At 37.8% G+C, this 22,578-nt stretch carries 20 protein-coding genes; 19 read left to right on the plus strand and 1 reads right to left on the minus strand.

Features of this window, described 5'->3' with window-relative positions; translation table 11 throughout:
• Positions 1-25: 25 nt before the first annotated feature.
• The 3 genes from rpoC (at position 26) to NQ540_RS03275 (ending at position 5,819) form a co-directional block, all read left to right on the plus strand.
• A complete protein-coding gene (rpoC, locus tag NQ540_RS03265) occupies positions 26-3,670 on the plus strand; it encodes a DNA-directed RNA polymerase subunit beta' (protein WP_039848725.1) in 3,645 nt (1,214 codons plus the stop codon).
• Between the two features lie 127 nt (positions 3,671-3,797).
• On the plus strand, positions 3,798-4,436 hold the full coding sequence (locus NQ540_RS03270) for a PepSY domain-containing protein (RefSeq protein WP_005604965.1): 639 nt from the start codon (positions 3,798-3,800) through the stop codon (positions 4,434-4,436).
• A gap of 306 nt (positions 4,437-4,742) precedes the next feature.
• The gene (locus NQ540_RS03275) at positions 4,743-5,819 is read left to right on the plus strand and encodes a hypothetical protein (protein ID WP_005604967.1); all 1,077 of its coding nucleotides are present in this window, start codon (positions 4,743-4,745) and stop codon (positions 5,817-5,819) included.
• 236 nt (positions 5,820-6,055) lie between these two features.
• On the opposite strand, the gene NQ540_RS03280 is transcribed toward NQ540_RS03275, so the two are convergent.
• Positions 6,056-6,688 (minus strand): YigZ family protein, encoded by a 633-nt coding sequence (locus NQ540_RS03280; RefSeq protein ID WP_005604968.1) that lies wholly within the window; start codon positions 6,686-6,688, stop codon positions 6,056-6,058.
• A gap of 181 nt (positions 6,689-6,869) precedes the next feature.
• Between NQ540_RS03280 and NQ540_RS03285 the strand changes: the two genes are divergently transcribed.
• The 16 genes from NQ540_RS03285 (at position 6,870) to NQ540_RS03360 (ending at position 22,518) form a co-directional block, all read left to right on the plus strand.
• Positions 6,870-7,277, plus strand: coding sequence for a hypothetical protein (locus tag NQ540_RS03285; RefSeq protein WP_005604970.1), 408 nt, complete (start codon positions 6,870-6,872; stop codon positions 7,275-7,277).
• A gap of 849 nt (positions 7,278-8,126) precedes the next feature.
• On the plus strand, positions 8,127-8,633 hold the full coding sequence (locus tag NQ540_RS03290; protein ID WP_005604974.1) for a hypothetical protein: 507 nt from the start codon (positions 8,127-8,129) through the stop codon (positions 8,631-8,633).
• 13 nt (positions 8,634-8,646) lie between these two features.
• Positions 8,647-9,246 carry an ATP-binding cassette domain-containing protein gene (locus NQ540_RS03295; protein WP_005604976.1) on the plus strand — a complete coding sequence of 200 codons (600 nt, stop codon included), beginning with the start codon at positions 8,647-8,649 and terminating at the stop codon, positions 9,244-9,246.
• Positions 9,243-9,731, plus strand: a complete 489-nt coding sequence (locus NQ540_RS03300; RefSeq protein ID WP_005604977.1) for a hypothetical protein — start codon at positions 9,243-9,245, stop codon at positions 9,729-9,731. The genes NQ540_RS03295 and NQ540_RS03300 overlap by 4 nt, the downstream gene beginning before the upstream one ends.
• A gap of 79 nt (positions 9,732-9,810) precedes the next feature.
• Positions 9,811-10,041, plus strand: coding sequence for a DUF1146 family protein (locus NQ540_RS03305; protein ID WP_049555919.1), 231 nt, complete (start codon positions 9,811-9,813; stop codon positions 10,039-10,041).
• A 27-nt stretch (positions 10,042-10,068) separates the two neighbouring features.
• Positions 10,069-11,385, plus strand: a complete 1,317-nt coding sequence (gene murA, locus NQ540_RS03310) for a UDP-N-acetylglucosamine 1-carboxyvinyltransferase (RefSeq protein ID WP_005604981.1) — start codon at positions 10,069-10,071, stop codon at positions 11,383-11,385.
• A gap of 185 nt (positions 11,386-11,570) precedes the next feature.
• Positions 11,571-13,733 (plus strand): transglycosylase domain-containing protein, encoded by a 2,163-nt coding sequence (locus NQ540_RS03315; RefSeq protein WP_005604983.1) that lies wholly within the window; start codon positions 11,571-11,573, stop codon positions 13,731-13,733.
• A gap of 78 nt (positions 13,734-13,811) precedes the next feature.
• A complete protein-coding gene (locus NQ540_RS03320) occupies positions 13,812-14,156 on the plus strand; it encodes a YlbF/YmcA family competence regulator (protein WP_005604985.1) in 345 nt (114 codons plus the stop codon).
• Between the two features lie 111 nt (positions 14,157-14,267).
• On the plus strand, positions 14,268-15,437 hold the full coding sequence (locus tag NQ540_RS03325) for a metallophosphoesterase family protein (RefSeq protein ID WP_005604988.1): 1,170 nt from the start codon (positions 14,268-14,270) through the stop codon (positions 15,435-15,437).
• The gene (locus NQ540_RS03330; RefSeq protein WP_005604990.1) at positions 15,437-17,866 is read left to right on the plus strand and encodes an ATP-binding protein; all 2,430 of its coding nucleotides are present in this window, start codon (positions 15,437-15,439) and stop codon (positions 17,864-17,866) included. The genes NQ540_RS03325 and NQ540_RS03330 overlap by 1 nt, the downstream gene beginning before the upstream one ends.
• 18 nt (positions 17,867-17,884) lie before the next feature.
• Positions 17,885-18,841: a 3'-5' exoribonuclease YhaM family protein gene (locus tag NQ540_RS03335; protein ID WP_005604991.1), complete on the plus strand. Its 957-nt coding sequence runs from the start codon at positions 17,885-17,887 to the stop codon at positions 18,839-18,841.
• Positions 18,842-18,928: 87 nt separating this feature from the next.
• On the plus strand, positions 18,929-19,453 hold the full coding sequence (locus tag NQ540_RS03340) for a hypothetical protein (RefSeq protein WP_005604993.1): 525 nt from the start codon (positions 18,929-18,931) through the stop codon (positions 19,451-19,453).
• Positions 19,454-19,571: 118 nt separating this feature from the next.
• Positions 19,572-20,120, plus strand: coding sequence for a GNAT family N-acetyltransferase (locus NQ540_RS03345; RefSeq protein ID WP_005604994.1), 549 nt, complete (start codon positions 19,572-19,574; stop codon positions 20,118-20,120).
• Between the two features lie 13 nt (positions 20,121-20,133).
• Positions 20,134-20,580 (plus strand): HIT family protein, encoded by a 447-nt coding sequence (locus tag NQ540_RS03350; RefSeq protein WP_005604995.1) that lies wholly within the window; start codon positions 20,134-20,136, stop codon positions 20,578-20,580.
• Between the two features lie 145 nt (positions 20,581-20,725).
• A complete protein-coding gene (locus NQ540_RS03355; RefSeq protein WP_005604997.1) occupies positions 20,726-22,093 on the plus strand; it encodes an FAD-dependent oxidoreductase in 1,368 nt (455 codons plus the stop codon).
• 8 nt (positions 22,094-22,101) lie between these two features.
• Positions 22,102-22,518: an RrF2 family transcriptional regulator gene (locus tag NQ540_RS03360; protein ID WP_005604999.1), complete on the plus strand. Its 417-nt coding sequence runs from the start codon at positions 22,102-22,104 to the stop codon at positions 22,516-22,518.
• Positions 22,519-22,578 lie beyond the last annotated feature (60 nt).

Consider the following 22,578-nt stretch of genomic DNA (forward strand, 5'->3'; position numbering starts at 1 on the left):
TCCAAAAGAAAGGGAGGTAGGCCCCTTGATAGATGTAAATAATTTTGAAAGTATGCAGATTGGTTTGGCGTCACCGGAGAAAATCCGTGAATGGTCACATGGGGAAGTTACAAAACCTGAAACAATCAACTACCGTACTTTAAAACCAGAACGCGATGGTTTATTCTGTGAGAAAATCTTTGGACCAACAAAAGACTTAGAATGTTCTTGTGGAAAATTAAAGAAAATTAATAATAAAGGCAAAGTCTGCGATCGTTGTGGAGTTGAAGTTACACGCTCAAAAGTTCGTCGTGAACGTATGGGACACATCGAATTAGCAGCTCCAGTATCACATGTGTGGTACTTCAAAGGCATTCCAAGCCGCATGGGACTTGTGTTAGACATGAGTCCACGTGCGTTGGAAGAAGTCATTTATTTTGCAAGCTACGTTGTTATTGACGCTGGCGACACAACATTAATGAACAAACAATTATTGACAGAACGTGAATACCGTGAAAAACGTGCTGAATTTGGAACTCGTTTCCATGCAGCAATGGGTGCGGAAGCCGTTCAAGAATTATTAAATAAAGTTGACTTAGAGGCTGAAATCGCTGAATTAAAAGAAGAGTTGAAAACAGCTCAAGGTCAAAAACGTACGCGTGCAATCCGTCGCTTAGATATTCTAGATGCCTTCAAAGAATCAGGAAACAAACCTGGTTGGATGGTAATGGATGTTATTCCAGTTATCCCACCAGATTTACGTCCAATGGTTCAATTAGAAGGTGGACGTTTTGCGACTAGTGACTTAAACGATTTATACCGTCGTGTGATTAACCGTAATAACCGTCTAAAACGTTTATTAGAATTAAACGCACCACGTATTATCGTTCAAAACGAAAAACGTATGTTACAAGAAGCGGTGGATGCTTTAATCGATAATGGTCGTCGTGGCCGTCCTGTAACTGGACCAGGTAACCGTCCATTGAAATCATTAAGCCACATGCTTAAAGGGAAACAAGGACGTTTCCGTCAAAACCTTCTTGGTAAACGTGTAGACTACTCTGGACGTTCTGTAATCGTAGTAGGACCAAACTTGAAGATGTACCAATGTGGTCTTCCTAAAGAAATGGCGATTGAATTATTCAAACCTTTCGTAATGAAAGAGTTAGTTGAACGTGAAATCGCCGGAAACATTAAGAGCGCTAAACGTAAAATTGAACGTTTAGATGACGATATTTGGGGAATCCTTGAAGAAGTTATTCGTGAACACCCAGTTCTATTGAACCGTGCACCTACACTTCACAGACTAGGAATTCAAGCGTTTGAACCAACTCTAGTAGAAGGTCGTGCAATCCGTCTTCACCCATTAGTGTGTGAAGCCTACAATGCCGACTTCGACGGAGACCAAATGGCGGTTCACGTACCACTATCTCAAGAAGCTCAAGCAGAAGCTCGCTTACTGATGTTAGCGGCTCAAAACATCCTAAACCCTAAAGATGGTAAACCAGTTGTTACTCCATCTCAAGACATGGTTTTAGGGAACTATTACTTAACAATGGAACAAGAAGGCCGTGTTGGGGAAGGTATGTTCTTCAAAGACATGGACGAAGCAGTATTAGCTTATAACAATGGTTATGTACATTTACACAGCCGTATTGCAGTTCCAGCAAGCTCACTTGCTCATAAACCATTTACGGATTGGCAAAAAGAGAGAATGATGGTCACAACTGTTGGTAAATTATTATTCAACGAAATTATGCCAAACGAATTCCCTTACTTAAATGAGCCAACAATGGAAAACTTAGAAGTAGCTACACCAGATAAATACTTCTTAGAGCCAGGAGCAAACATCAAAGAAGAAATTGCTAAGCGTGATATCGTTTCGCCATTTAAGAAGAAAAACTTAGGTCAAATCATCGCAGAAGTGTTCAAACGATTCCATATCACTGAAACTTCAATGATGTTAGACCGTATGAAAGACTTAGGATATAAATTCTCAACTCGTGCTGGTTTAACAGTAGGGATTGCAGATATTTCAGTTGCTGATAACAAGAAAGAAATTCTTTCTGAAGCACATAAACAAGTCGACAACATCTCTAAATTATTCCGTCGTGGTTTAATTACAGATGACGAACGTTATGAACGTGTTATCGAAACATGGAACAAAGCGAAAGATGATATACAAAAAGCGTTAATTCGCACATTAGGTTCTCGTAACCCAATCTTCATGATGAGTGACTCTGGAGCCCGTGGTAACATCTCTAACTTTACTCAGCTTGCTGGTATGCGTGGACTTATGGCCGCTCCTAACGGTAAAATCATGGAATTACCGGTTACATCAAACTTCCGTGAAGGCTTAACCGTTATGGAAATGTTCTTGTCTACTCACGGTGCTCGTAAAGGGATGACCGATACGGCCTTGAAGACAGCCGACTCAGGTTACTTAACTCGTCGTTTAGTAGACGTTGCGCAAGATGTTATCATTCGTGAAACAGACTGCGGAAGCGATCGTGGTTTAACAATTACTGCGATTAAAGAGGGAAATGAAGTCATTGAAACACTTGAAGAACGTATGTTAGGACGTTACGCACAACGTTCAGTGAAACATCCTGAAACAGGTGAAGTGTTAGTAGCACGTAATGAAATCATTACTGAAGATATTGCTCGTAAGATTATTGAAGCTGGAATCGAAGAAATTACAATTCGTTCAGCCTTCACATGTGATACAAAACATGGTGTATGTAAATACTGTTACGGACGTAACTTAGCTACAGGTTCAGAAGTTGAAGTTGGGGAAGCAGTTGGTACAATTGCCGCTCAATCAATCGGGGAACCTGGTACACAGTTAACAATGCGTACGTTCCATACCGGTGGGGTTGCCGGAGACGATATTACTCAAGGTTTACCTCGTATCCAAGAAATCTTCGAAGCTCGTAATCCTAAAGGGGTTGCGACAATCAGTGAAGTAGCGGGTGAAGTCGTTTCTATCGAAGAAAATGCTGGAAGTCGTACAAAAGAAATTACGATTAAAGGCTCTACAGATACTCGTTCTTACACAGTTCCATTTACAGCTCGTCTAAAAGTGGAAGAAGGACAAATCATCGATCGTGGTGCTCCATTAACTGAAGGTTCTATCGATCCTAAAGAATTATTACGTGTTCGTGACGTATTATCCGTTGAAAACTACTTATTACGTGAAGTACAAAAAGTATACCGTATGCAAGGGGTAGAAATCGGCGATAAACACGTTGAGGTAATGGTTCGTCAAATGTTACGTAAAGTTCGCGTAATGGATCCAGGTTCAACAGAAATCCTTCCAGGAACATTACTTGATATTGCAGACTTTACAGAACGTAACCGCTCTGCAATCATGAACGGTGAAGTACCTGCGACAGCTCGTCCTGTATTATTAGGTATTACAAAAGCTTCATTAGAAACAAACAGCTTCTTGTCTGCTGCATCATTCCAAGAAACAACTCGTGTCTTGACAGATGCTTCTATCCGCGGCAAGAAAGACCACTTACTCGGATTGAAGGAAAATGTTATCATTGGTAAGATCATCCCTGCTGGTACAGGTATGGCTCGTTACCGCAATATGGAAACAAGTACTTCAGAACCAGTATTATCAGTGGAACAAACAGAAGTTCTTGTTGGAGAACCAACTCCTTCTGAAGAAGACACAAATGAATAATCTGTGAATTCAAGCACCCTATTGATGGTTTCAATAGGGTGTTTTTTCTTAGATTATTCATAGAAGTTTCTTTGAGGTTCTAACAAAATAGTGTATAATAGCGGAAACTTAAGAATGGAGTGAAAAAATGAAAAAAACAACAAAAATCTTAAGTCTTGCAGCCGCAAGCCTATTAGCAGCCTGTTCAAATCAAGCTGCACCAGCAAAAGAAACTACGACTGCTGCTCCTGAAACAACAGTGCAACAGACAACACAAGCTCCTGCTACAACTGTGACAGCCACTACAAGTACAGCTAATACAGCTACTACTTCAAGTGCAGCGACAAATTCTAGTCAGTCTATGGGAAGTCAAAATGCAATGCAGAAAGAATTGATTGACACTTTCAAAAAAGCTTTCCCTGATTTAGACATTACCACTATCGAATTTGTAAATGGGATGTATTATGAAATTGAAGCAATCAACGATACAAAAGAATATACGTATCGCTATGATAAAGCTACAAAATCATTCTCTAAATATGCTGAAGTACCAGCTGATCCAGGTGAAAGAAATGAAGAGAAAATTGACACAGCTTCATTGAAACAAGTGGATGATATGGCTGCTGTCGCTCAAAAAGAATACCCTAACGGTTCTATCCGTGAGTGGAGTGTTGACAGAGATGATGGTGAAGTCATTTGGGAATTTGACATTTATCTAGGTGCAAATGATGATGTCACTGTTAAAGTTTCGAATGCTACAGGAAAAGTAACAGAAATCGATCGTTAAGAAATATTCCTTACCCCGTCAAGGATTGGGTTTCCAATGCTTGAGGGGGTATTTTTTTACACAAATTAAGAAATTATCACGATTAAATAATTAAGAAAAGATTAAGTTTTCTGAAAATAGAGAAACTTGAGCGGTTAAAAAAACGAATAAATTCATGAGATAGTGGGAATTAATAGTTTATAAAGGAAATAAATCATTAAAAAACGTCAAATATATAATATTTTAAATAAAAACTAAAAACGCTATCAAAAAAATGTGAAAGGTAGTATAATAAAAATGAATAAATGAAAGATAGGGGTAGTGTATATGAGTCAAGAATTGTACCAAATGATACCGTTGCTTCTTAAGAAGGTAAAAAAGCAAACAGAACTCAAAAATGCTGCCTTTGCTTTCCAGAATAAGACGGGAGCCGTTAAGTTTTTCTTTCTAATTGAAAAAAATCAACCACAAGATTTTCGCTTATTATACTTTAAGAACGAAGAGGAACTTGTTCGATATCGACTTTCTGAAAGACTTGTTTCGATGTCGGATGAGGTTGTTGGAGAAGAAAAACCAGAAGCATTTTGGTTTCGAAAAGGCATCGAAGTTCAGTTTGTAAAGCGAAGTGAATTTGATGAAGGCGAAATGGAATACTTAAAGCAAAAAGGGTATCCTGTGAAAGGAGCTAGAGAATTACCAATTATCTCAAGCTTCAATGAACCATTTGATCTTTTTGCCGATTTAAAAAAGTCTGAAATTACTTTTGTACAGCGAATCACTACAGTATTACTTCAAGAAGGAAACTGGGAAGAAATTCTAAAAGCGGCGAAAGTTCTTAAACAAAAAGAGGATTTTTACTCTGTTTTAGAATATAACCAAAAAACAAAACAAATAAAGTCTCTAGGAATCACTCGTAAGGAGATGAGTTTCGATTCGATTGAAGAACTCAAGCCATTTTTCCAAGTGAAGCCTGAACCCATTGTTGTTAGTGATTTTTCACTTCTGAGAGCTAAAAAGATGATTCAAGGAATTCTTACAGGTAGCTGTGAAATTCAATTGACACTTTCTCCAATTGCTGCGATGGGCTTCTATAAAAAAGGTGCTTTTATGCTGGCGATGGCCGATGAGAGAGAAATCATCTTTTTACAAGAAACAGATTTAGATACTAAAGCCATTCAAAATTATATTTTAGAAATCATCATGATGATGGAGGCAGTCCCACGTAGATTTATTACGAGTGGCCCTTTTGCAATGCGACTTTCGAATATGATTGATCAATTACTAAAACGCCTTGGAACAGATATCGTCATACTGGATGAACTTCCAACGATGAATCGTTACTCCAATTTAGCGAAAATGGATCTTCTATTGTCGCAAACCGATATTGATAATCTTCTCTTTTAAGGAAACGTCTGGAAACCCGTGCCCCCTCTTTACGTTTCCTCTAGTGTAGGTCAAAGGAGAGGCCAGAACTCAAACCTTTCTCAATGAGTTCCTATGGCTCCCACGCAAAGTTGATTCGGCTTAAACAAAGAATCAAAGCTTTGTTTAAGTCAATCAACTAGTGCGATAATTTTTTTGAAATTGAACTCCCTTTAGAACCTTACAAAAAGACCTATTCAATGAATAGGTCTTTTTGATTAGATTTCGTATTCGGTATATTTTGTACCAAGACTATCAAAAGTGACTTGGTTTTGCAGGAGCTCAATGATTTCTGCTTCAAAGTGTTCCACTTCTTGAACGGGCAGGCTACAAGTAAATTGCACGTCGTTTAGAAAGACTTTATCTACAATTGGAATCTGTTGAGTTTGGCAATAATATTCCACTTTTCCTACATGAGCATAGTTGAAAGTAAGTGAGAGTTGTGCCTCAAGCCGACATTCTACCACTCCTATGGCTTTCAGGCCCTCACTTACAGCCCCAGAATATGCGCGAACGAGCCCACCAGCGCCTAGCTTTGTACCGCCAAAGTAACGAGTGACTACCACAGCAATGTCTTTTAATTCATTTTTCTTCAATACTTCTAGCATAGGAACACCTGCTGTTCCGCTAGGCTCACCGTCATCCATCGCGCGCTGTACTTGGTCGTTTTCCCCAATGAGAAAAGCAGAGCAGTTATGCGTTGCCTTCCAATGTTCTTTTTTGATAGCTTGGATAAATTCGAGCGCTTGTTCTTCGTTCGTTACTCGCTGAAAATGCGCAATAAAACGAGACCCCTTAATCTCGATTTCATTCGTCCCAGCTTCTTTAATCGTTTTATATCTCTCTAACATTCTTTCCCCTCACTTTGGTATTAGTATAGCATAAATTTTCTTTTTCGTTTAAGTGTCAAAAATATAGAATTTTTACGAATAAAAGAGATTTTTCTTCACAAATTTATATTGTTGGTTATAAATAAGAAGAGTATAATGAAAGCGTAAACAAAATAGATTGTGAAGATAAAGAGCTAGAATCATGAAAAGAAGAAATAAACGAATCGTCTATCTTTTTGTAGTTTTTTGTTTTTTATTATCGCTAGGTAAAATAGCTGCGGAAAGTTGGACAACCGGATATATCAGTGTTCCACCTTTAGGCCAATCCGGATATACGGAGGAATATAACGTAAAGAACAATGAATCTAGGTGGGCAGGTTTTTGGGGAGATTCACTACCTAATTCTTTTGGATACACTGCTACTCTTGTAAATTCAGGAAAATATATTCGTTCAGATACTGTTGAACTTAAAAAATTAGAAACTACATGGGCGGATAATAATTCTGGGAAACCTGGATATTATTACTATGCGAAAGTTACTTCAAGATTTTATGAACCAAGCTGGAGTCGAGTAACACTACAATTCACAGCTGCTTACGATACAGAATAATTATTAGTAGGTGAAAAAAATGGTATTTTATAAAAATAAATGGTCAATGTTCTCAATCATTTTCTATTGGATACTTTCCATCGTTATGATTCTAAACTATATTCATTATCATCTGTCTACGGGACATTTTGGAGGAGCTGAAGGAGGAATACCACTATTTTATGAAATTATATTCAGCTCCATTCAGGTAGTGGATGCTGTATATGGTTTTGTAGCATTCATGATTCCACCGCTATTCTTTTCTCATGAATGTATCAGACAAAGGATAACACATTGCGACTATTTACAATCTGTGAGATTACGACATAAAAAAACATTCTTTTCACCACTTATATCAAAACAATTTAAAACGAACTTTATCATAATCTATTTTGTTTTCTTAGTGAAAATGTTTCTTCAGGCGATATTAGTTCATTTATTTTACTCACCATTTATTTTCGAAGAGAGTAGTTCTTATTTGACGTGGTCTTTCACGATTAACTTCTCGACAAATAGTTTTATTAATTTAATCTGTACGATAGTAATAATTCCCTTAGGATACGCCATTTTCTATTCATTTGTTTTTTCAGTTGGATTGTTCCTAAAACGATATATCATTTATTTATGCAGTGGATTGTTATTAGTGATTATATCGCTTTTATCAGCAATGGTTATAGGTGGAATTTCTCCGATTATCGGCTATTCAATTTGTGTTTTATCACTCATTCAACCAGGAATGTACACATTATTAGGAGAAACTATTTCTCATTCAGCCTGGGTTGTTTTTGTATATCCTGCGATATTTTATAGTCTTTTGACGATTCTCCTATTAATTATCAGAAGAAAGATGGATTTGAAGGAGGGGTATTAATGGATGAACTCCTCATTGGAAAAAGACAACAATGGGTGTATGGATTATCGATTGTTTCTGGAGTCTCTTTTGTTTTAAAAGGGCAAATTTTCGGTGATTTAATACTGGACTTATTGTCTTCCCATTTTACAGCATATTTCTCAGACACCGTATTATTAGTTTTACTAGGGGTTGTCATTTGGAGACGACATCATATACGTTACCTTCTCATTCAAAGAGTTGGAGAGAAAAACTATCAGTTTTATCAATTGGGAACAGTGTTAGTTTCAGTTGTTTGTTATTATGTTGCTCAATTCTCCTTAGTGTTACCATTCCAAATGATGAATGGACAAGCATTTTCAAAGGAGATGCTGATATTTGCTCTATTAAAAAGCGTGTATTTAATTTGTTCGGGATTAATCATCTATACGATTTCTATTGGGTGTAATAGAAATATGGCTATTATTGGTTCTATCCTATTTTCATTAACATCTCATTTTACGATATTCTATCTATTACCAGTGTGAAGGGGAGGTACTCATGTTAGAACTAAAAAATGTATCCAAAAAATTTGGGTTTCAAGTGATTTTAGAAGAGGTCGATTTCAAAATTGAACAAGGAGAGCTTATTCACATTGTAGGAGCTAATGGATGCGGAAAGTCTACTTTATTTAAGCTTTTTTGTGATATTTTGGAGCCGGATAGAGGTGAAGTTGTTGTAGATAGTGATGTACGAATTGGAGCTTTGATTGAGAATCCAGCGTTCATGGAAGAAAGTAGTTTAAAAACGAATCTTAAATTTTTAGCCTCTATCAATAAAAATTACAATGAATCGAAAATAAGAGAATTAGTGAATAATTTCGATTTAGATTTTGATAGTAAAGTTCACGTGAAAAAATATTCCGTTGGAATGCGTCAGAAAATGGGGATTATTCAAGCTGTGATGGAGGATCAAAATTTAATTTTATTAGACGAGCCAACTCGAGGTCTAGATAAAAAATCACTAGATCAGTTTCATCAATTAGTTCAACAGCTTCATGAAGAAGGGAAATCGATTGTGATTGCTGCTCATGATAATTTGGCCGAATTACAGTTTGATAAGGAATATTTGATGGAAGAAGGGAAGCTGATTCTTCAATGAAACAGTTATTTCCCATTCGAGAGTGGGTTCTCTATATTTTTGGTTTGTTAATAGTATGGAATTTGTTTCATCCATTACCGTCGTTTTATATCGAAGCTCACTTCAGTTTTATACCCGTTACCTTTCTTTTTGGCCATCTTTTAAGTGTTTTCTTAATGGTAATGGAAGTTCTTATTTTGATGTATTTTATTAATGAGTATGAGAGCATGCGACTTTTGATACTAGTTCGAAGCCGAAGCCGCGTTTTTATAGGACGAATATTAGTGAGGATGATGTGGGCTTCTGTATTTTTAATGTTCTGCATCAAGGCAATTTTATTTTTCGAAATCGGAGGGGTTCATCCCCTTGTATTAGGTTCGTTACCCATTCTGTTTTCAGGGATGACTCTACTAGCAATATTCATTCAAGACTCTAAAAAAACGTTATTTTTAAGCCTGATTTTAGCCGCACTTATTAGACTAGGATGCTTTTACCTAATTGGGTAGGCAGGAGGATATCTCCTGCTTTTTTTTAATGGTCAAATATGGTAGTATAGAAAGGCAGTATATGACTGGGGGAGTACGTATGATTCAGGTAACATTGATGGTTAGAATGACGTTAATTATTGCTTTTATCGTACTGAGTTACTGGGCGCTTCAAGGAATTCAAATTGAAAAAATTCTGAAAAAAGGGCGCGTACAAGAAGCACGAATCCTCTTTTTACTCATCGCCATTTGGATGGGCGCAAGTATAGCAAAAGTCATATTCGATTTATCGGACTATTTAAATCAGTATATTCAAAATGTGATACAGTAATTGGATTGAGTTTTCGGAGGTTATTTCATGGAAAAGATGATTGTTCGCGGTGGCGATACACGTCTTCAAGGGACAGTAAAAGTTGAAGGAGCTAAAAATGCGGTATTACCGATTTTAGCAGCAAGTATTTTAGCAGATAAAGGCGTTACTCATTTAACAAACGTACCGAATTTATCAGATGTACATATGATGTTAAACGTATTAGGAAGCCTAAACGTATTAAGCACATTTGATGAAGAAGAAAAAGCGATTACGTTGAATGCCACAAAAGATATTACAACGACTGCTGCTTTTGAATATGTAAGTAAAATGCGTGCGTCAATCGTTGTTATGGGACCACTATTAGCTCGTTTTGGACATGCGCGTGTGGCGATGCCAGGTGGGTGTGCTATCGGTAGTCGTCCAATCGACCTTCATCTAAAAGGGTTCGAAGCGATGGGAGCAACGATCGTTCAAACAGAGGGATATATTGAAGCGCATGCAGATGAACTTCATGGAGCTCGTATTTACTTAGATTTCCCATCAGTTGGCGCCACTCAAAATATCATGATGGCCGCAACATTAGCAAAAGGAACTACTCACTTAGAAAACGTAGCTCGTGAGCCAGAAATCGTAGACTTAGCTAATATTTTAAATAAAATGGGTGCTAAAATTGTAGGTGCAGGGACTGAAAATATGCGTATCGAAGGGGTAGAGCGTTTAGATGGAACCATCCATTCAATTATCCCGGACCGTATTGAAGCAGGAACTTTCATGGTCGCAGCAGCGGTAACGAAAGGAAATGTGTTTATTGAAGATGCAATTGCAGAGCACAATCAACCATTAATTTCTAAATTAGGGGAAATGGGTGTTCAATTTATTGAAGAGGAAGATGGCATTCGTGTGATTGGTCCAGATTCATTGAAACCAACCGATGTGAAAACATTACCTCACCCAGGATTTCCAACAGATATGCAAGCGCAAATGACGATTGCCCAATTGCTAGCAACAGGAACTAGTACGATGACGGAAACAGTTTTCGAGAACCGTTTCAATCATTTAGAAGAAATGCGTCGTATGGGAGCTCAATTCCGTATTGATTCCCACACTGCTGTGATGACGGGTGCTTCTGTCTTGTCTGGTGCAGAAGTAAAAGCAACGGACTTACGTGCAGCTGCGGCATTAATTATTGCGGGTATGGTCGCTAAAGGATATACAAGAGTCACAGAATTACAGTTCTTAGACCGTGGATACTTTGAATTCCATGAAAAATTGCGTGCTTTAGGAGCAACGATTGAACGTGTGAACGAACCAGAAGGCCAAGCGTTCAGTAATGAAGATTTAGAAAGACTATTTGCAGTATAACATCATAAGGACGTAAGGAAGAGATTTCCTTCGTCCTTTATTTCTTTTATGCGACTTAGTGGACTAAAAAGACTAGGATGTAAAAGAAGAATCGTTTAATTTTTTGTAAAAGGTCAAAAACTTTTATGTGGATTTAAAAGTTTTTGTGGTACAGTATAATAGATTCAATTTAAAAGGAGGATTGTATGAACGAAGAATTTAATGAAAAAGATTATGTCGATCACGTGACACATAATCAAGAACAAGAAGAGACAGTCGAACATCGTCATACAGAAGAGCCTACACAACAATCGATTATAAAAAGAGTTTGGAATCATAAGATTATGTTAGCCATTCGTCGTTTTTGGAGAAAATTCCATGTCACGAAATTAATTCTTGTCCTCATGCTTACGGCTATTACGGCATTTTCAGCATTTTTAGTCTATACCGCTAAAACTACTGATGTTAGTGGCTTAAGAGCTGGGATGGTACAAGTAACAGAAGTTTATGACCGTAATAATCAAGAAGCGGGAGTTTTAAATATCAATAAAGGAGAATTTGTGACCATCGATCAAATCTCTCCAAATATGATTAATGCCCTCGTTTCTACTGAGGATAAGCGGTTCTATGATCACCATGGGTTTGATCCAATGGGGTTCTTACGTGCCACATTCGGGTTATTACTCAATCGCGGTCGTGTCACAGGTGGAGGAAGTACCATCACCCAACAGTTGGCTAAGAATGCCTTTCTAACACAAGATCAGACGTTTTTAAGAAAAGCAAAAGAACTCTTTTTAAGTTTTGAGCTGGAAAAGAAATATTCGAAAGATCAAATTTTAGAGATGTATTTAAATAATGCCTACTTTGGCAATGGCGCATACGGAATTGAAAATGCGTCTTTACGTTACTTTGGTAAAAGTGCCAAAGATTTAACCATCAGTGAAGCTGCCGTATTAACCGGAAGCTTAAAGGCACCTAATGTGTATAATCCAATCGATGATATGGAAGCAACGGTGAAACGTCGTGCTACAGTGTTACAATTAATGGTGACTAATGGGAAAATTACGCAAGAGGAAGCGGATAAAGCCGGAGCGGAAGTCATTACGGTTCAAGACGCTTATGTAGCAAACTCTCGTTATAAATATCCTTATTATTTTGATGCTGTCATTAACGAAATTACTAATAATTATGGGATTAGTGAAGAAGAACTGCTAAATAAAGGGTATAAAATCTATACTGGCTTAGACCAAAAGATGCAAGCAGATATGGAAGAAACCTTCTCCAATAGTTGGTTATTCCCGAAAGCTAGTGACGGAACGATTGCTCAGGCGGCTTCTGTGGCTATGGATCCACAGAATGGAGATGTTCTAGCAACGGTTGGAGGACGTACGAATGAGAAACATACCTTCCGAGGATTTAACCGTGCCACTCAACTACAAGCACAACCCGGTTCTACGTTTAAACCATTAGCTGTATATACTTCTGCACTGGAAGAAGGATACCAACCGAATTCTGTACTTGTGGATGAGAAACGTTCTTATGGGTCAGACAAATATACTCCAGAAAACTGGAATAAACAGTATCAAGGAACTGTTACGATGACAGAAGCGTTGAACCAAAGTTGGAATGCTCCAGCAGTGTGGTTATTAGATAAAATTGGTTTGAAAAAAGGAATCGAAAAAGTCCATCAATTTGGAATTGAAACCGATCCAGGAGATGAATATTTAGGGATTGCTTTAGGAGGACTTACAAAAGGGGTTTCTCCAATCCAAATGGCCTCAGCCTATACAGCCTTTGCCAATAAAGGTGTCCGTACGAAACCTCGTTTTGTTACTAAAATTGTAGATGCAAACGGGAAAGTCATTGTCGATAATACAGCGGTTAAAGACAATCGTGTAACGACTGAAGAAGTAGCTAAGAAGATGACAAGCATGCTTTTAACAGTCTATGGTCAAGAAGGGCTAGGAGCTCCATTTTCCCCTTCAGGTAAAATTATTGCCGGCAAGACAGGAACTACAGAAGCTCTTAATAATGAAAATGGTTCTAGGGACCAATGGATGATTGGATACACGCCGGATGTAGTGGTGGCAACTTGGATGGGGTATGACCAATCCGGAAACTATTCTTTATCTGCTTCTAGCAGAGAAGGGGTAGGGCCACTCTTTAAACTAGAGATGGAAGGCTTACTCCAATATACAGCCAATACAGCCTTTAATGTAGAGCCTGTAAAAACGAAACAATCAAATCAGAAAAATCAAAATAATACGCTAGATAATTTTATTCAGGATGCCCAAAAGACTGGAGAACAAATCTGGAATCAACTTCAGGAATGGGGTAAAAATATCTGGAATAAATTTAATAATCGATAGTACGAATGTACGTTCGTATTTGTAGTGTAGTAGACGACGATATGTTATAATAAAACAAAACAATCAGGAGGATGAAAGATGAGTAATATTTATGATACAGCAAACCAATTAGAACGTGATTTGCGTGATTTAGCTGAATTCAAAACTGTAAAAGAAAGCTTCGAAGCCATTGAAGCAGATGAAACAGCAAAAGCATTATTCGATGAATTCCGTCAAGTGAATATCGAATTACAACAAAAACAATATTCAGGACAAGAAATTACGGAAGAAGATATTCAAAAAGCTCAAGAATTAGGACAAAAAGTGAGCGAAAATGAATATATTAAAGCGTTGATGGAAGCGGAACAACGTTTGAATACGATTATGCAAGACATTAACCGTATCATTACAAATCCACTTCAAGAGCTTTATAATGGTAAATAGTTCAATCAAACGGTTTTAATAAGAATCGATCCAAAGCATATTTTCTTTGAACGCACGAAAGACGGTTCAGGAAAATATGCTTTTTTTGAAGAAAAGAAAGGAGTAACTAGAATGGTCAAATTGATCCATGCATCAGATGTCCATCTGGGGATTACTTATGCAGGTATTGGAAAGAATCATCGTGAAATCGCAAGGGAGTTAAAACAGGCTGCATATGATGCTTTTAAAACAGTTGTAGATAAAGCCATTGAAGAAGAAGTGGATGCGCTTGTTTTATCTGGAGATTTATTGGATAGCCAACGGACGTTTATTAAAGAAAAGTTATTTCTTCAACAGCAACTGAATCGGCTGGCTCCTTTTAGGATTCCCGTTATTTTAGCGCTTGGCAATCATGATGCAGGGACTCCTTATGTGCCTGGAGAGCATATTTATACTTTTGGAAATACTGTAGAAACAATTGAACTAGAGACAAAAATGGGGGAACGGGTGGCCTTTAGTGGATTTAGTTATGATATTCCTGTTATCTCTGAACGAAAAATACAAGAGTATCCTATCAAGAGTCCGCACTGTGATGTTCATGTTGGGGTTTTACATGGTGAGGTGACTTCTTCCAGTGGGCGCTATGCTCCTTTTTCAATTCCTGAATTAAGAGTTAAAAACTATGATTACTGGGCGCTAGGGCATATTCATCATTGCCAAGAAGTATCACAGAATCCATGTGCTTGGTATAGTGGAACGACACAGGGAGCTGACCGATCTGAGAGTGGAGAAAAAGGAGCGCTTTTAGTCGAAATCACTTCAGGGTGTCCTCCACAGATTCACTTTATTGAGACGAGTAAGAAGGATTGGATGGACGTGACAATAAGGATTACAGAAAGGGCTCGTTTAGAAACAGTTCCTTATCTCATTGTAGAGAATCTTCCAAAAGTAGAAAAACGTAGCCTCGTTACAGTCTTTTTGCAAATACAAGAGTCGCTGTTCACAAGAGAAGAGTTACAGCAACTCTCACTGGTAGTGAATTCTTTATTGGAACAAAGAGGCTCACTTGTGAGTGTAATGAGTATTAGAGAACGAATGATAGAGCCTTTACGCGGCGTCTCTGGAATCTCTTTAGTAGGGGAGAAGGATTCTACGATTTTTTCTGAAATGGAGATTGCAAAGAGCGGGTTTGCCAATCAATGGATGAGGGAGTTTCTCCATCAAGAAGATGTCCAAGAAGAGATTCACGAACGTGCGATGCGTTTATTAGAAGCTCGCTTTTTAGGAAGGGAGGAAGGTTAATGTATATTTCAAAAATCGAAATCGATCATTTTGGAAAATGGGAACATGAGACGTTTACCTTCCATCCGAACTTACAAGTCGTTCAAGGGCTGAACGAATCTGGGAAGACGACCATTCGAAGATTTATCGAACAAATGCTCTTTGATTTTAAGCAAAAGAAGAATGGGGTGTATCCTTATCAGCCACTTCATACGAATACGCGGGGCGGGCGAATGTGGATTGAAGATGAAGGACTAGGGTCTCTCATCATTGAAAGAACTGCAGTAGGTTCTCAAAAGAAATTAGTATTAAAATCGGCCGAAACGGGTCAGGCGTTACCAGAGTCTATGCTGGAGCGCATCCTTCACGAATTAACATTGAGTGAGTACCATTCTCTTTTTGGATTTAATGAGGAGGAGTTACAACAAAACGTCTTTAGTAATGAAGAAGAAATGCATCGCTTCTTATATAGTCTCAGTGTGATGGGACATAAAGGGGCATATGAACAGAGTCAAAGTCTATTGAACGATGCGAATAAACTATACCGACCTCAAGCCAAAAAACTAGAACTCAATGAGCGAATCGATCGACTCGAGGACTTAACGAATCGTTTGTCGCAAACAAAAAGCGAGAATACACTCTATGAAGGATATCTTCATGCTATTAAAGGGCTCCAACAAGAAGAAGAGGAATTGACGACAAAACTTTCCAAGATTCAAAACAGAATAGATGCTTTAGAAGAAAAGCATACCTATTTTGATGCATTGGAAGAATACCGCGCCATTGAAGGACAGTACGAGTTACCAAAAGAATATGACCATTCTAAGGCGATAGAGGCGAATCATTGCTTACGTTCGTTTGAAAAAGAAATCGAACAGACAAAAGAAGAGTTAAAACGAACAGAAGACCAAGTTCAAACTCTAGGGGAAGCTACAGAAGACACAGAGCTTGAAGCACTTTATACAAAAGCTCAAAGTGTGGCTGCTATTGAAGAACGTACCTTTGAATTGGAACGTGAGTTGAAGACTCATCCTGGAAATATCGGTGTTCAAAGAGAAGGTGTTCAACCGTTTACAGAGGCCGAACTCGCCAAATTCGATGCAATGCAAAGGGAAAATCAACCTACTACGTCGATGCGGATTGAAATACTCATAGGGCTGATTGGAATTATCGTGATGATTGTTGTTGGATTTTTAACCAATCAAGTACTAGCAAGTGTGATCATTGCTAGCGGTCTTGGGGTTGCAGGAGCTTTCTTTTTACAAAAAAACGGACAGGTCATTTCTCCAAAGAGCAAAAGAGAGAATGAACGTGTTCAACAAATTCTCTTGGATAAAGGCATTGAAGTGACCTTAGAAGATGCCAAACGCTTTATTAGCCGAAACGAAGGACGTAATGTTAATGATTTCATACAAAAGAAGGCACAGTGGAATCAGTTGGAAGAAAGACTTTCAGCATTTAAAGAAGAAACTCAAGACTTCTGGAAAAATGAACAGATCACAGCACCGGCAACTGTCCAGCAACAACTAGGAATCATTCGTGAAGCATGGATGAATTCTCAAAAAAGAGAAGCCAAAATGGAACAACTCCAAGAAAGTATCCTGAAGAAAGAGCAACATTTAGCGCAATTAGAACAAGATGCAATAGAAGTAAGAGAGGAATTGCTAAATAGCTTGCGTCCTCTTGGCATTACAACGATAGAAGCCTTTAGAAGTCACCTGGCAACTCTGGACCATCGAGTAGCCTTGTCACAAAAAAGAGCCTATATTGAAAAGCAAGTCGCTATTTTCTCGAGTGAAGAGAAAGAAAGCTTGCATCGTGAAATGCTTGAAGAAGAACTTCAAGACGAGGTTTTCACGAAGGCGCAGTTGGAAAGTAGACGTAAAGAAGTCAGAGACCAACTAGTAAGTCTCCAAACAAAGGCGGAACTATTGGAAGAAGATGAGCAGGTAGAAGATCTTCAAATGGAAGCGGACTTTGAACGATTCGAAGCTCAGGAAGCGATGAAGGATTGGGCAACTCAAGTGTATGCTGCAAAATGGATCTTAAAGCAACTAGATGAAAAGGTTCCGACGAAAGTTCCATTGATTGTAGAGGAAGCGAGTCGTATTTTTAGCCGATTAACAAGGGGACAATATACGAAGATTCATTTGAGCGATACACAGGCGAAAGTACAGCAGCAAAATGGTCAGTGGATGGAAGCTTTCTATCTTTCAAAAGGGGCATTGGACCAATTGTATATTGCGATTCGATTTGCCTTTATTTTCCAATTAGCTAAGAAAATGAAAATTCCGGTTCTGATTGACGATGGATTCGTAAACTTTGATAGAGAACGGCTATCGATTATGATAGAATTAATGGAAGAGCTATCTCGTGTAACACAAGTATTTTACTTTACTACGGAAGTTCCTACAGAAATTTCAAAAGAGAACATTCTAAAGTTGAGCTAAAGAGAAAGAGGGTCAATTATGACAAAGAAATTGTATGAATATAATGTAGATGAGAGCTTTGAGATTTTCCTACTCATTAAATCTGCGGATGTACGAATGGCCAAAAATGGGAAACCTTTTATTGCGTTTACCTTCCAAGATCAGTCTGGTCAAATGGATGGGAAGTACTGGTCCGCAACCTCTGAAGATATTGAAAAATATGTTCCAGGAAAAGTGGTTCTTTTAAATGGAAAACGGGAACTATACAATAATTCTCCGCAAGTCAAAATTGTGAGTCTTCGTCTAACAGATGCGTCAAAAGGAGAGCCGACTTCTGCAAGCTACTTTGTTGAACACGCTCCGATGACCAAACATGAAATGGAAGAAGAATTCAATCAATTAATGTTTGAGATTACAAATCCGTATTTTAGAAGAATTGTCCATAATATTCTAGGGAAATATCAAGAAGACTTTTTTGAATATCCAGCAGCTAAACGTCATCATCACGCCTTTGTAGGAGGGCTAAGCTACCATACATTATCCATGTTGCGTTTAGCTAAATCGATTGCAGGTCAATATCCTCAAATCAATCGTTCACTATTATTTGCGGGTGTTATTATTCATGATGTCGGCAAAACCATGGAACTATCAGGGGCTATTGGAACAGAGTATACCTTGAAAGGGAACTTACTCGGGCATATCGTGATTATGGACGAAGAGATTACAAAAGCTTGCGAAGAACTAGGAATTGACGAAAATCAAGAAGAAGTTCTCTTGTTGAAACATTTAGTGTTAGCGCATCATGGAAAGTTAGAGTACGGCTCGCCAGTTCGACCACAACTACTTGAAGCTGAGGTATTGCACCATATCGACTTATTAGATGCGACAATTACGATGATGTCGAATGCGCTGGATAAGACAGAACCTGGAGCATTCTCAGAACGCGTATTTGGTTTAGATAACCGCTCATTTTATAAACCATTATCCAATGAGTAAGAAAAAGTTCGATAGTATTCGTAAATAGAGAAGCCATCACTATCACTAGCAAAACTCCAACCGACATTCATTTAATTGAGGTGTGAAATGAAAACATTGGGTTCAAAGAGACTATTAAAATTGATTTTACAATTTGCGATAAGCCTTGTGTTATTAGGGCTATTATGGATTGTGTTTAGTTTTACTCGTCCAAAATATAATGAGGATGCTTTGTTTTCTTATGAAATCATCAATCAATCAAATCAGAATATTGAAGAATTGATTATTGGTGAATATTCCGAGAACGACATTAACTCTCCGGAGGATCGAGTGTATTTAAAAAATCTAGCAGCTCATTCTAGAACAAAAGGAGCAGTAGACATTTCTAAATCAGAAAGAAGTGTTTCTCCGTTCTATTTAGATTATGTATATCAAGGGAAAAGAAAAACATTGCTAAAAACGGTATCGGTTGAAACTAGGCCAAAAGGACTTCATATCACTATCACTATTAAGGATGTGGATAATGAAGGCTACATGACGGGGACTACCGAAATTAATTCATTTATTTTTGAAAAAAGAGAATTTACTCCAGAAAGTATAAAAAGAGCAGAAAAAGCTAATAGTACACCATGAAAAATAGTTAGGGTGGAATTAAGAGGAATTAAGCTAATCTAAAGCTTAGTTCCTTTTTTTATATTGAAGCGGTTGTCTACCTGTGCTACCATAAACAGAAGAGCTAGGAGGAGTATCGATGAACCCAATAGGAACAAAAACAATTCACACAAAACGGTTAATTCTCAGACCATTTCAAGTGGAGGATGCACAAGAGATGTTTGAAAACTGGGCAAGTGATCCTGAAGTGACGCATTATCTAACGTGGCTTCCACATGAGTCTGTGGAAACAACTAAGGAGAGTCTAAAAAGATGGGTGGAAGGTTATCAAAATCCGCTACAGTTCAAGTGGGCAATTGTCTTGAATGACGAGGTCGTCGGTAATATTGATACCGTGTATGTAAAAGAAAAGATTGACGCTGTTGAGATTGGGTATGCACTCAGTCGCAAATGCTGGGGAAAAGGAATAATGACAGAGGCGTTGATTGCAGTTAGTCGCTATTTATTAGAAGAGGCGGGATGTAACCGGGTTTGTGCCCGACATGATGTAAATAACCCAGCCAGTGGAAAAGTAATGCAAAAGGCTGGAATGACTTATGAAGGCACACTGAGACAAATTGGCAAGAATAATCAAGGAATCTGTGATATGGCGTATTATTCAATCATTAAAGCAGATTTGTTAAAGTAGGAGGAAAAGATAAATGTGTCTGATTTGTGATCGGATTGAATTGATCAAACAAGGAAGAAATCCGCATTTTGTTAAAGAACTTGAAACAGGTTATGTAGTGATAGGGGATGGACAGTATTTTAAAGGGTACACCTTGTTTTTAGCCAAACAACATGTAACAGAATTGCATCAAATGGAACCAGAAGAAAAACTTAAATTTCTCGAAGAAATGAGCATTGTTCAAGAAGCTGTTGCAAAAGCATTTCATGCGGAAAAAATGAATATCGAATTACTTGGAAATGGAGATGCGCATGTCCATTGGCATCTATTTCCAAGAAAATCAGGAGATATGAAGGATTATGGTCATAATGGTCGAGGTCCTGTGTGGTGGGTTCCTTGGGACGAAATGTCATCTGAGGAGTATCAACCAAAAGGCGAAACATTAGAGCAATTAGTGACCCAATTAAAATCTTTTTTATAAATGTTTATGAGGAAGGCATCTACGTCATGTAGGTGCCTTTTTAAAATTTTTTTCAAAACTGTGAGCAGATTCTTTTGAAATTTTTGGAAAACAGTGTATACTCAAAAGTGTAATAAAAATAATTACAGTTAGAAAGGTGATTTATATGACAACTTCAGTGAAGAATATTATTATCGGATTTGGTAAAGCTGGAAAGACTTTAGCCGGTTATTTAGGAAGTCAAGGAGAAGAAACAATCCTTATTGAAAAATCAAAAGCAATGTACGGAGGTACTTGTATTAATGTTGGATGTATTCCAACTAAAAAATTAGCGACGAAAGCTGCTCGTAAACAATATTCAACAGAAGAAGCAAGTACTTATTATGCAAAGAGCGTTCAAGAGAAAAAGGCTTTAATTTCTGCATTAAACCAAGCGAACTACAATAAAGTAGATTCAGTTGAAAAAACAACCATTATTGACGGAACTGCTCGTTTTGTGGATGACCATACTGTAGCTGTAGAGACTGCAGAAGGAGAGAAATTATTTAAAGCAGAACGTATTTTTATTAATACAGGTGCTACTCCATTTGTTCCACCAGTAGAAGGGTTAACGATTGGAGGAAATATTCATACTAGCGAAACAATTATGGATATGGAAGAATATCCTGAGAGCCTAGTCATCATTGGTAGTGGATTTATTGGATTAGAATTTGCGGCAACTTATGCTCAATTCGGGACAAAAGTGACCGTAGTGGATGTCTTTGATACATTCTTACCTCGTGAAGATGATGATGTATCTGCTGCTGTTAAAGAACAATTAGAGTCATTAGGGATTTCCTTTAACTTAGGAATTCAATTAAAAAATGTTCATCAAGAAGATGGAAAAGTGATTATTCAAGCGGTAACGGGAGAAGGAACACCTTTAGCCTTTACTACTGATGCGGTTTTAGTAGCAACAGGACGTCGTGCAAATATTCAAGGCTTAGATTTAGATAAAGCAGGAGTGGCTGTAAGCGAACGTGGTACGATTCAAGTGAATGAATTTTTACAAACAAATGTCCCTCATATCTTTGCTATGGGCGATGTGAACGGAGGACCACAATTCACATTTGTATCATTAGATGATTTCCGTATCGTTAAACGCTTCTTAGCAGGGGATACAAGCTATTCTACGAAACAACGTGCGAAATTCCCAACAGCAACCTTCATTAATCCACCATTAGCAAGTGTTGGTTTAAATGAAAAACAAGCAAAAGAAGCTGGTATCGAAGTGAAATTTGCAAAACTTCCTGCAATGGCAATTCCAAAAGCTAAAATTATTGGAAACCAAGTCGGCTTCTATAAAGTGTTAGTAGACGCTTCAAATAACCAAATCGTTGGTGCAACATTATTTGCTGAAGAAGCCCATGAAGTGATTAATATTATTGCAACCGCAATGAATGCAAATTTACCTTACACAGTTCTTCGCGATCAAATCTTTACACATCCAACAATGGCTGAAGCATTGAATGATGTATTCGGAATGATTCAATAGGTGATTTAATGGGAAATGACTTCATCGTAATGATTCATTGTCTAACCTATTTAGCGATTCATCATGATAATCGTTATTCCAGTAAAGAGCTAGCTTTTAACGCTTGTAGTAATCCAGCTATCGTCAGAAAGCTTATGAGTTTAGCTGTGAAAAAAGGATGGGTGAGTACAGCTGCTGGAAAACAGGGTGGCTATCAATGGATTTCAGACCCCTCTAAAATAAAATTAGGAGACATCTTTATACTTGTTTCTGAAGATGCGCGCCTAGAAAAAACATTTAAAGAGGCCTCAGATCCTTCTTGCCTAGTAAGTTCTCGTATGGGGAAAATTATGGGCAAACTACAAGAAGAGCAAATCCAAGAACAAATTCGATTTTATAATCAAAAAACGATTCAAGATATGATTGACAAGGTACAAGAACAGTAAAAGGAAAGGCCGAGAAACTCTCGGTCTTTTTTGCTTTAACAAAGTAAGAAGCTTAGGACT

Source organism: Granulicatella adiacens ATCC 49175 (assembly GCF_025150565.1).
Classification (GTDB): domain Bacteria; phylum Bacillota; class Bacilli; order Lactobacillales; family Aerococcaceae; genus Granulicatella; species Granulicatella adiacens.

Excerpts from the sequence above, each read along its gene's own strand:
- NQ540_RS03270 (WP_005604965.1), top strand. The coding sequence starts at position 3,798 with ATGAAAAAAACAACAAAAATCTTAAGTCTTGCAGCCGCAAGCCTATTA.
- NQ540_RS03275 (WP_005604967.1), top strand. The coding sequence starts at position 4,743 with ATGAGTCAAGAATTGTACCAAATGATACCGTTGCTTCTTAAGAAGGTA.
- NQ540_RS03280 (WP_005604968.1), bottom strand. The coding sequence starts at position 6,688 with ATGTTAGAGAGATATAAAACGATTAAAGAAGCTGGGACGAATGAAATC.
- NQ540_RS03285 (WP_005604970.1), top strand. The coding sequence starts at position 6,870 with ATGAAAAGAAGAAATAAACGAATCGTCTATCTTTTTGTAGTTTTTTGT.
- NQ540_RS03290 (WP_005604974.1), top strand. The coding sequence starts at position 8,127 with ATGGATGAACTCCTCATTGGAAAAAGACAACAATGGGTGTATGGATTA.
- NQ540_RS03295 (WP_005604976.1), top strand. The coding sequence starts at position 8,647 with ATGTTAGAACTAAAAAATGTATCCAAAAAATTTGGGTTTCAAGTGATT.
- NQ540_RS03300 (WP_005604977.1), top strand. The coding sequence starts at position 9,243 with ATGAAACAGTTATTTCCCATTCGAGAGTGGGTTCTCTATATTTTTGGT.
- NQ540_RS03305 (WP_049555919.1), top strand. The coding sequence starts at position 9,811 with ATGATTCAGGTAACATTGATGGTTAGAATGACGTTAATTATTGCTTTT.
- murA (WP_005604981.1), top strand. The coding sequence starts at position 10,069 with ATGGAAAAGATGATTGTTCGCGGTGGCGATACACGTCTTCAAGGGACA.
- NQ540_RS03315 (WP_005604983.1), top strand. The coding sequence starts at position 11,571 with ATGAACGAAGAATTTAATGAAAAAGATTATGTCGATCACGTGACACAT.
- NQ540_RS03320 (WP_005604985.1), top strand. The coding sequence starts at position 13,812 with ATGAGTAATATTTATGATACAGCAAACCAATTAGAACGTGATTTGCGT.
- NQ540_RS03325 (WP_005604988.1), top strand. The coding sequence starts at position 14,268 with ATGGTCAAATTGATCCATGCATCAGATGTCCATCTGGGGATTACTTAT.
- NQ540_RS03330 (WP_005604990.1), top strand. The coding sequence starts at position 15,437 with ATGTATATTTCAAAAATCGAAATCGATCATTTTGGAAAATGGGAACAT.
- NQ540_RS03335 (WP_005604991.1), top strand. The coding sequence starts at position 17,885 with ATGACAAAGAAATTGTATGAATATAATGTAGATGAGAGCTTTGAGATT.
- NQ540_RS03340 (WP_005604993.1), top strand. The coding sequence starts at position 18,929 with ATGAAAACATTGGGTTCAAAGAGACTATTAAAATTGATTTTACAATTT.
- NQ540_RS03345 (WP_005604994.1), top strand. The coding sequence starts at position 19,572 with ATGAACCCAATAGGAACAAAAACAATTCACACAAAACGGTTAATTCTC.
- NQ540_RS03350 (WP_005604995.1), top strand. The coding sequence starts at position 20,134 with ATGTGTCTGATTTGTGATCGGATTGAATTGATCAAACAAGGAAGAAAT.
- NQ540_RS03355 (WP_005604997.1), top strand. The coding sequence starts at position 20,726 with ATGACAACTTCAGTGAAGAATATTATTATCGGATTTGGTAAAGCTGGA.
- NQ540_RS03360 (WP_005604999.1), top strand. The coding sequence starts at position 22,102 with ATGGGAAATGACTTCATCGTAATGATTCATTGTCTAACCTATTTAGCG.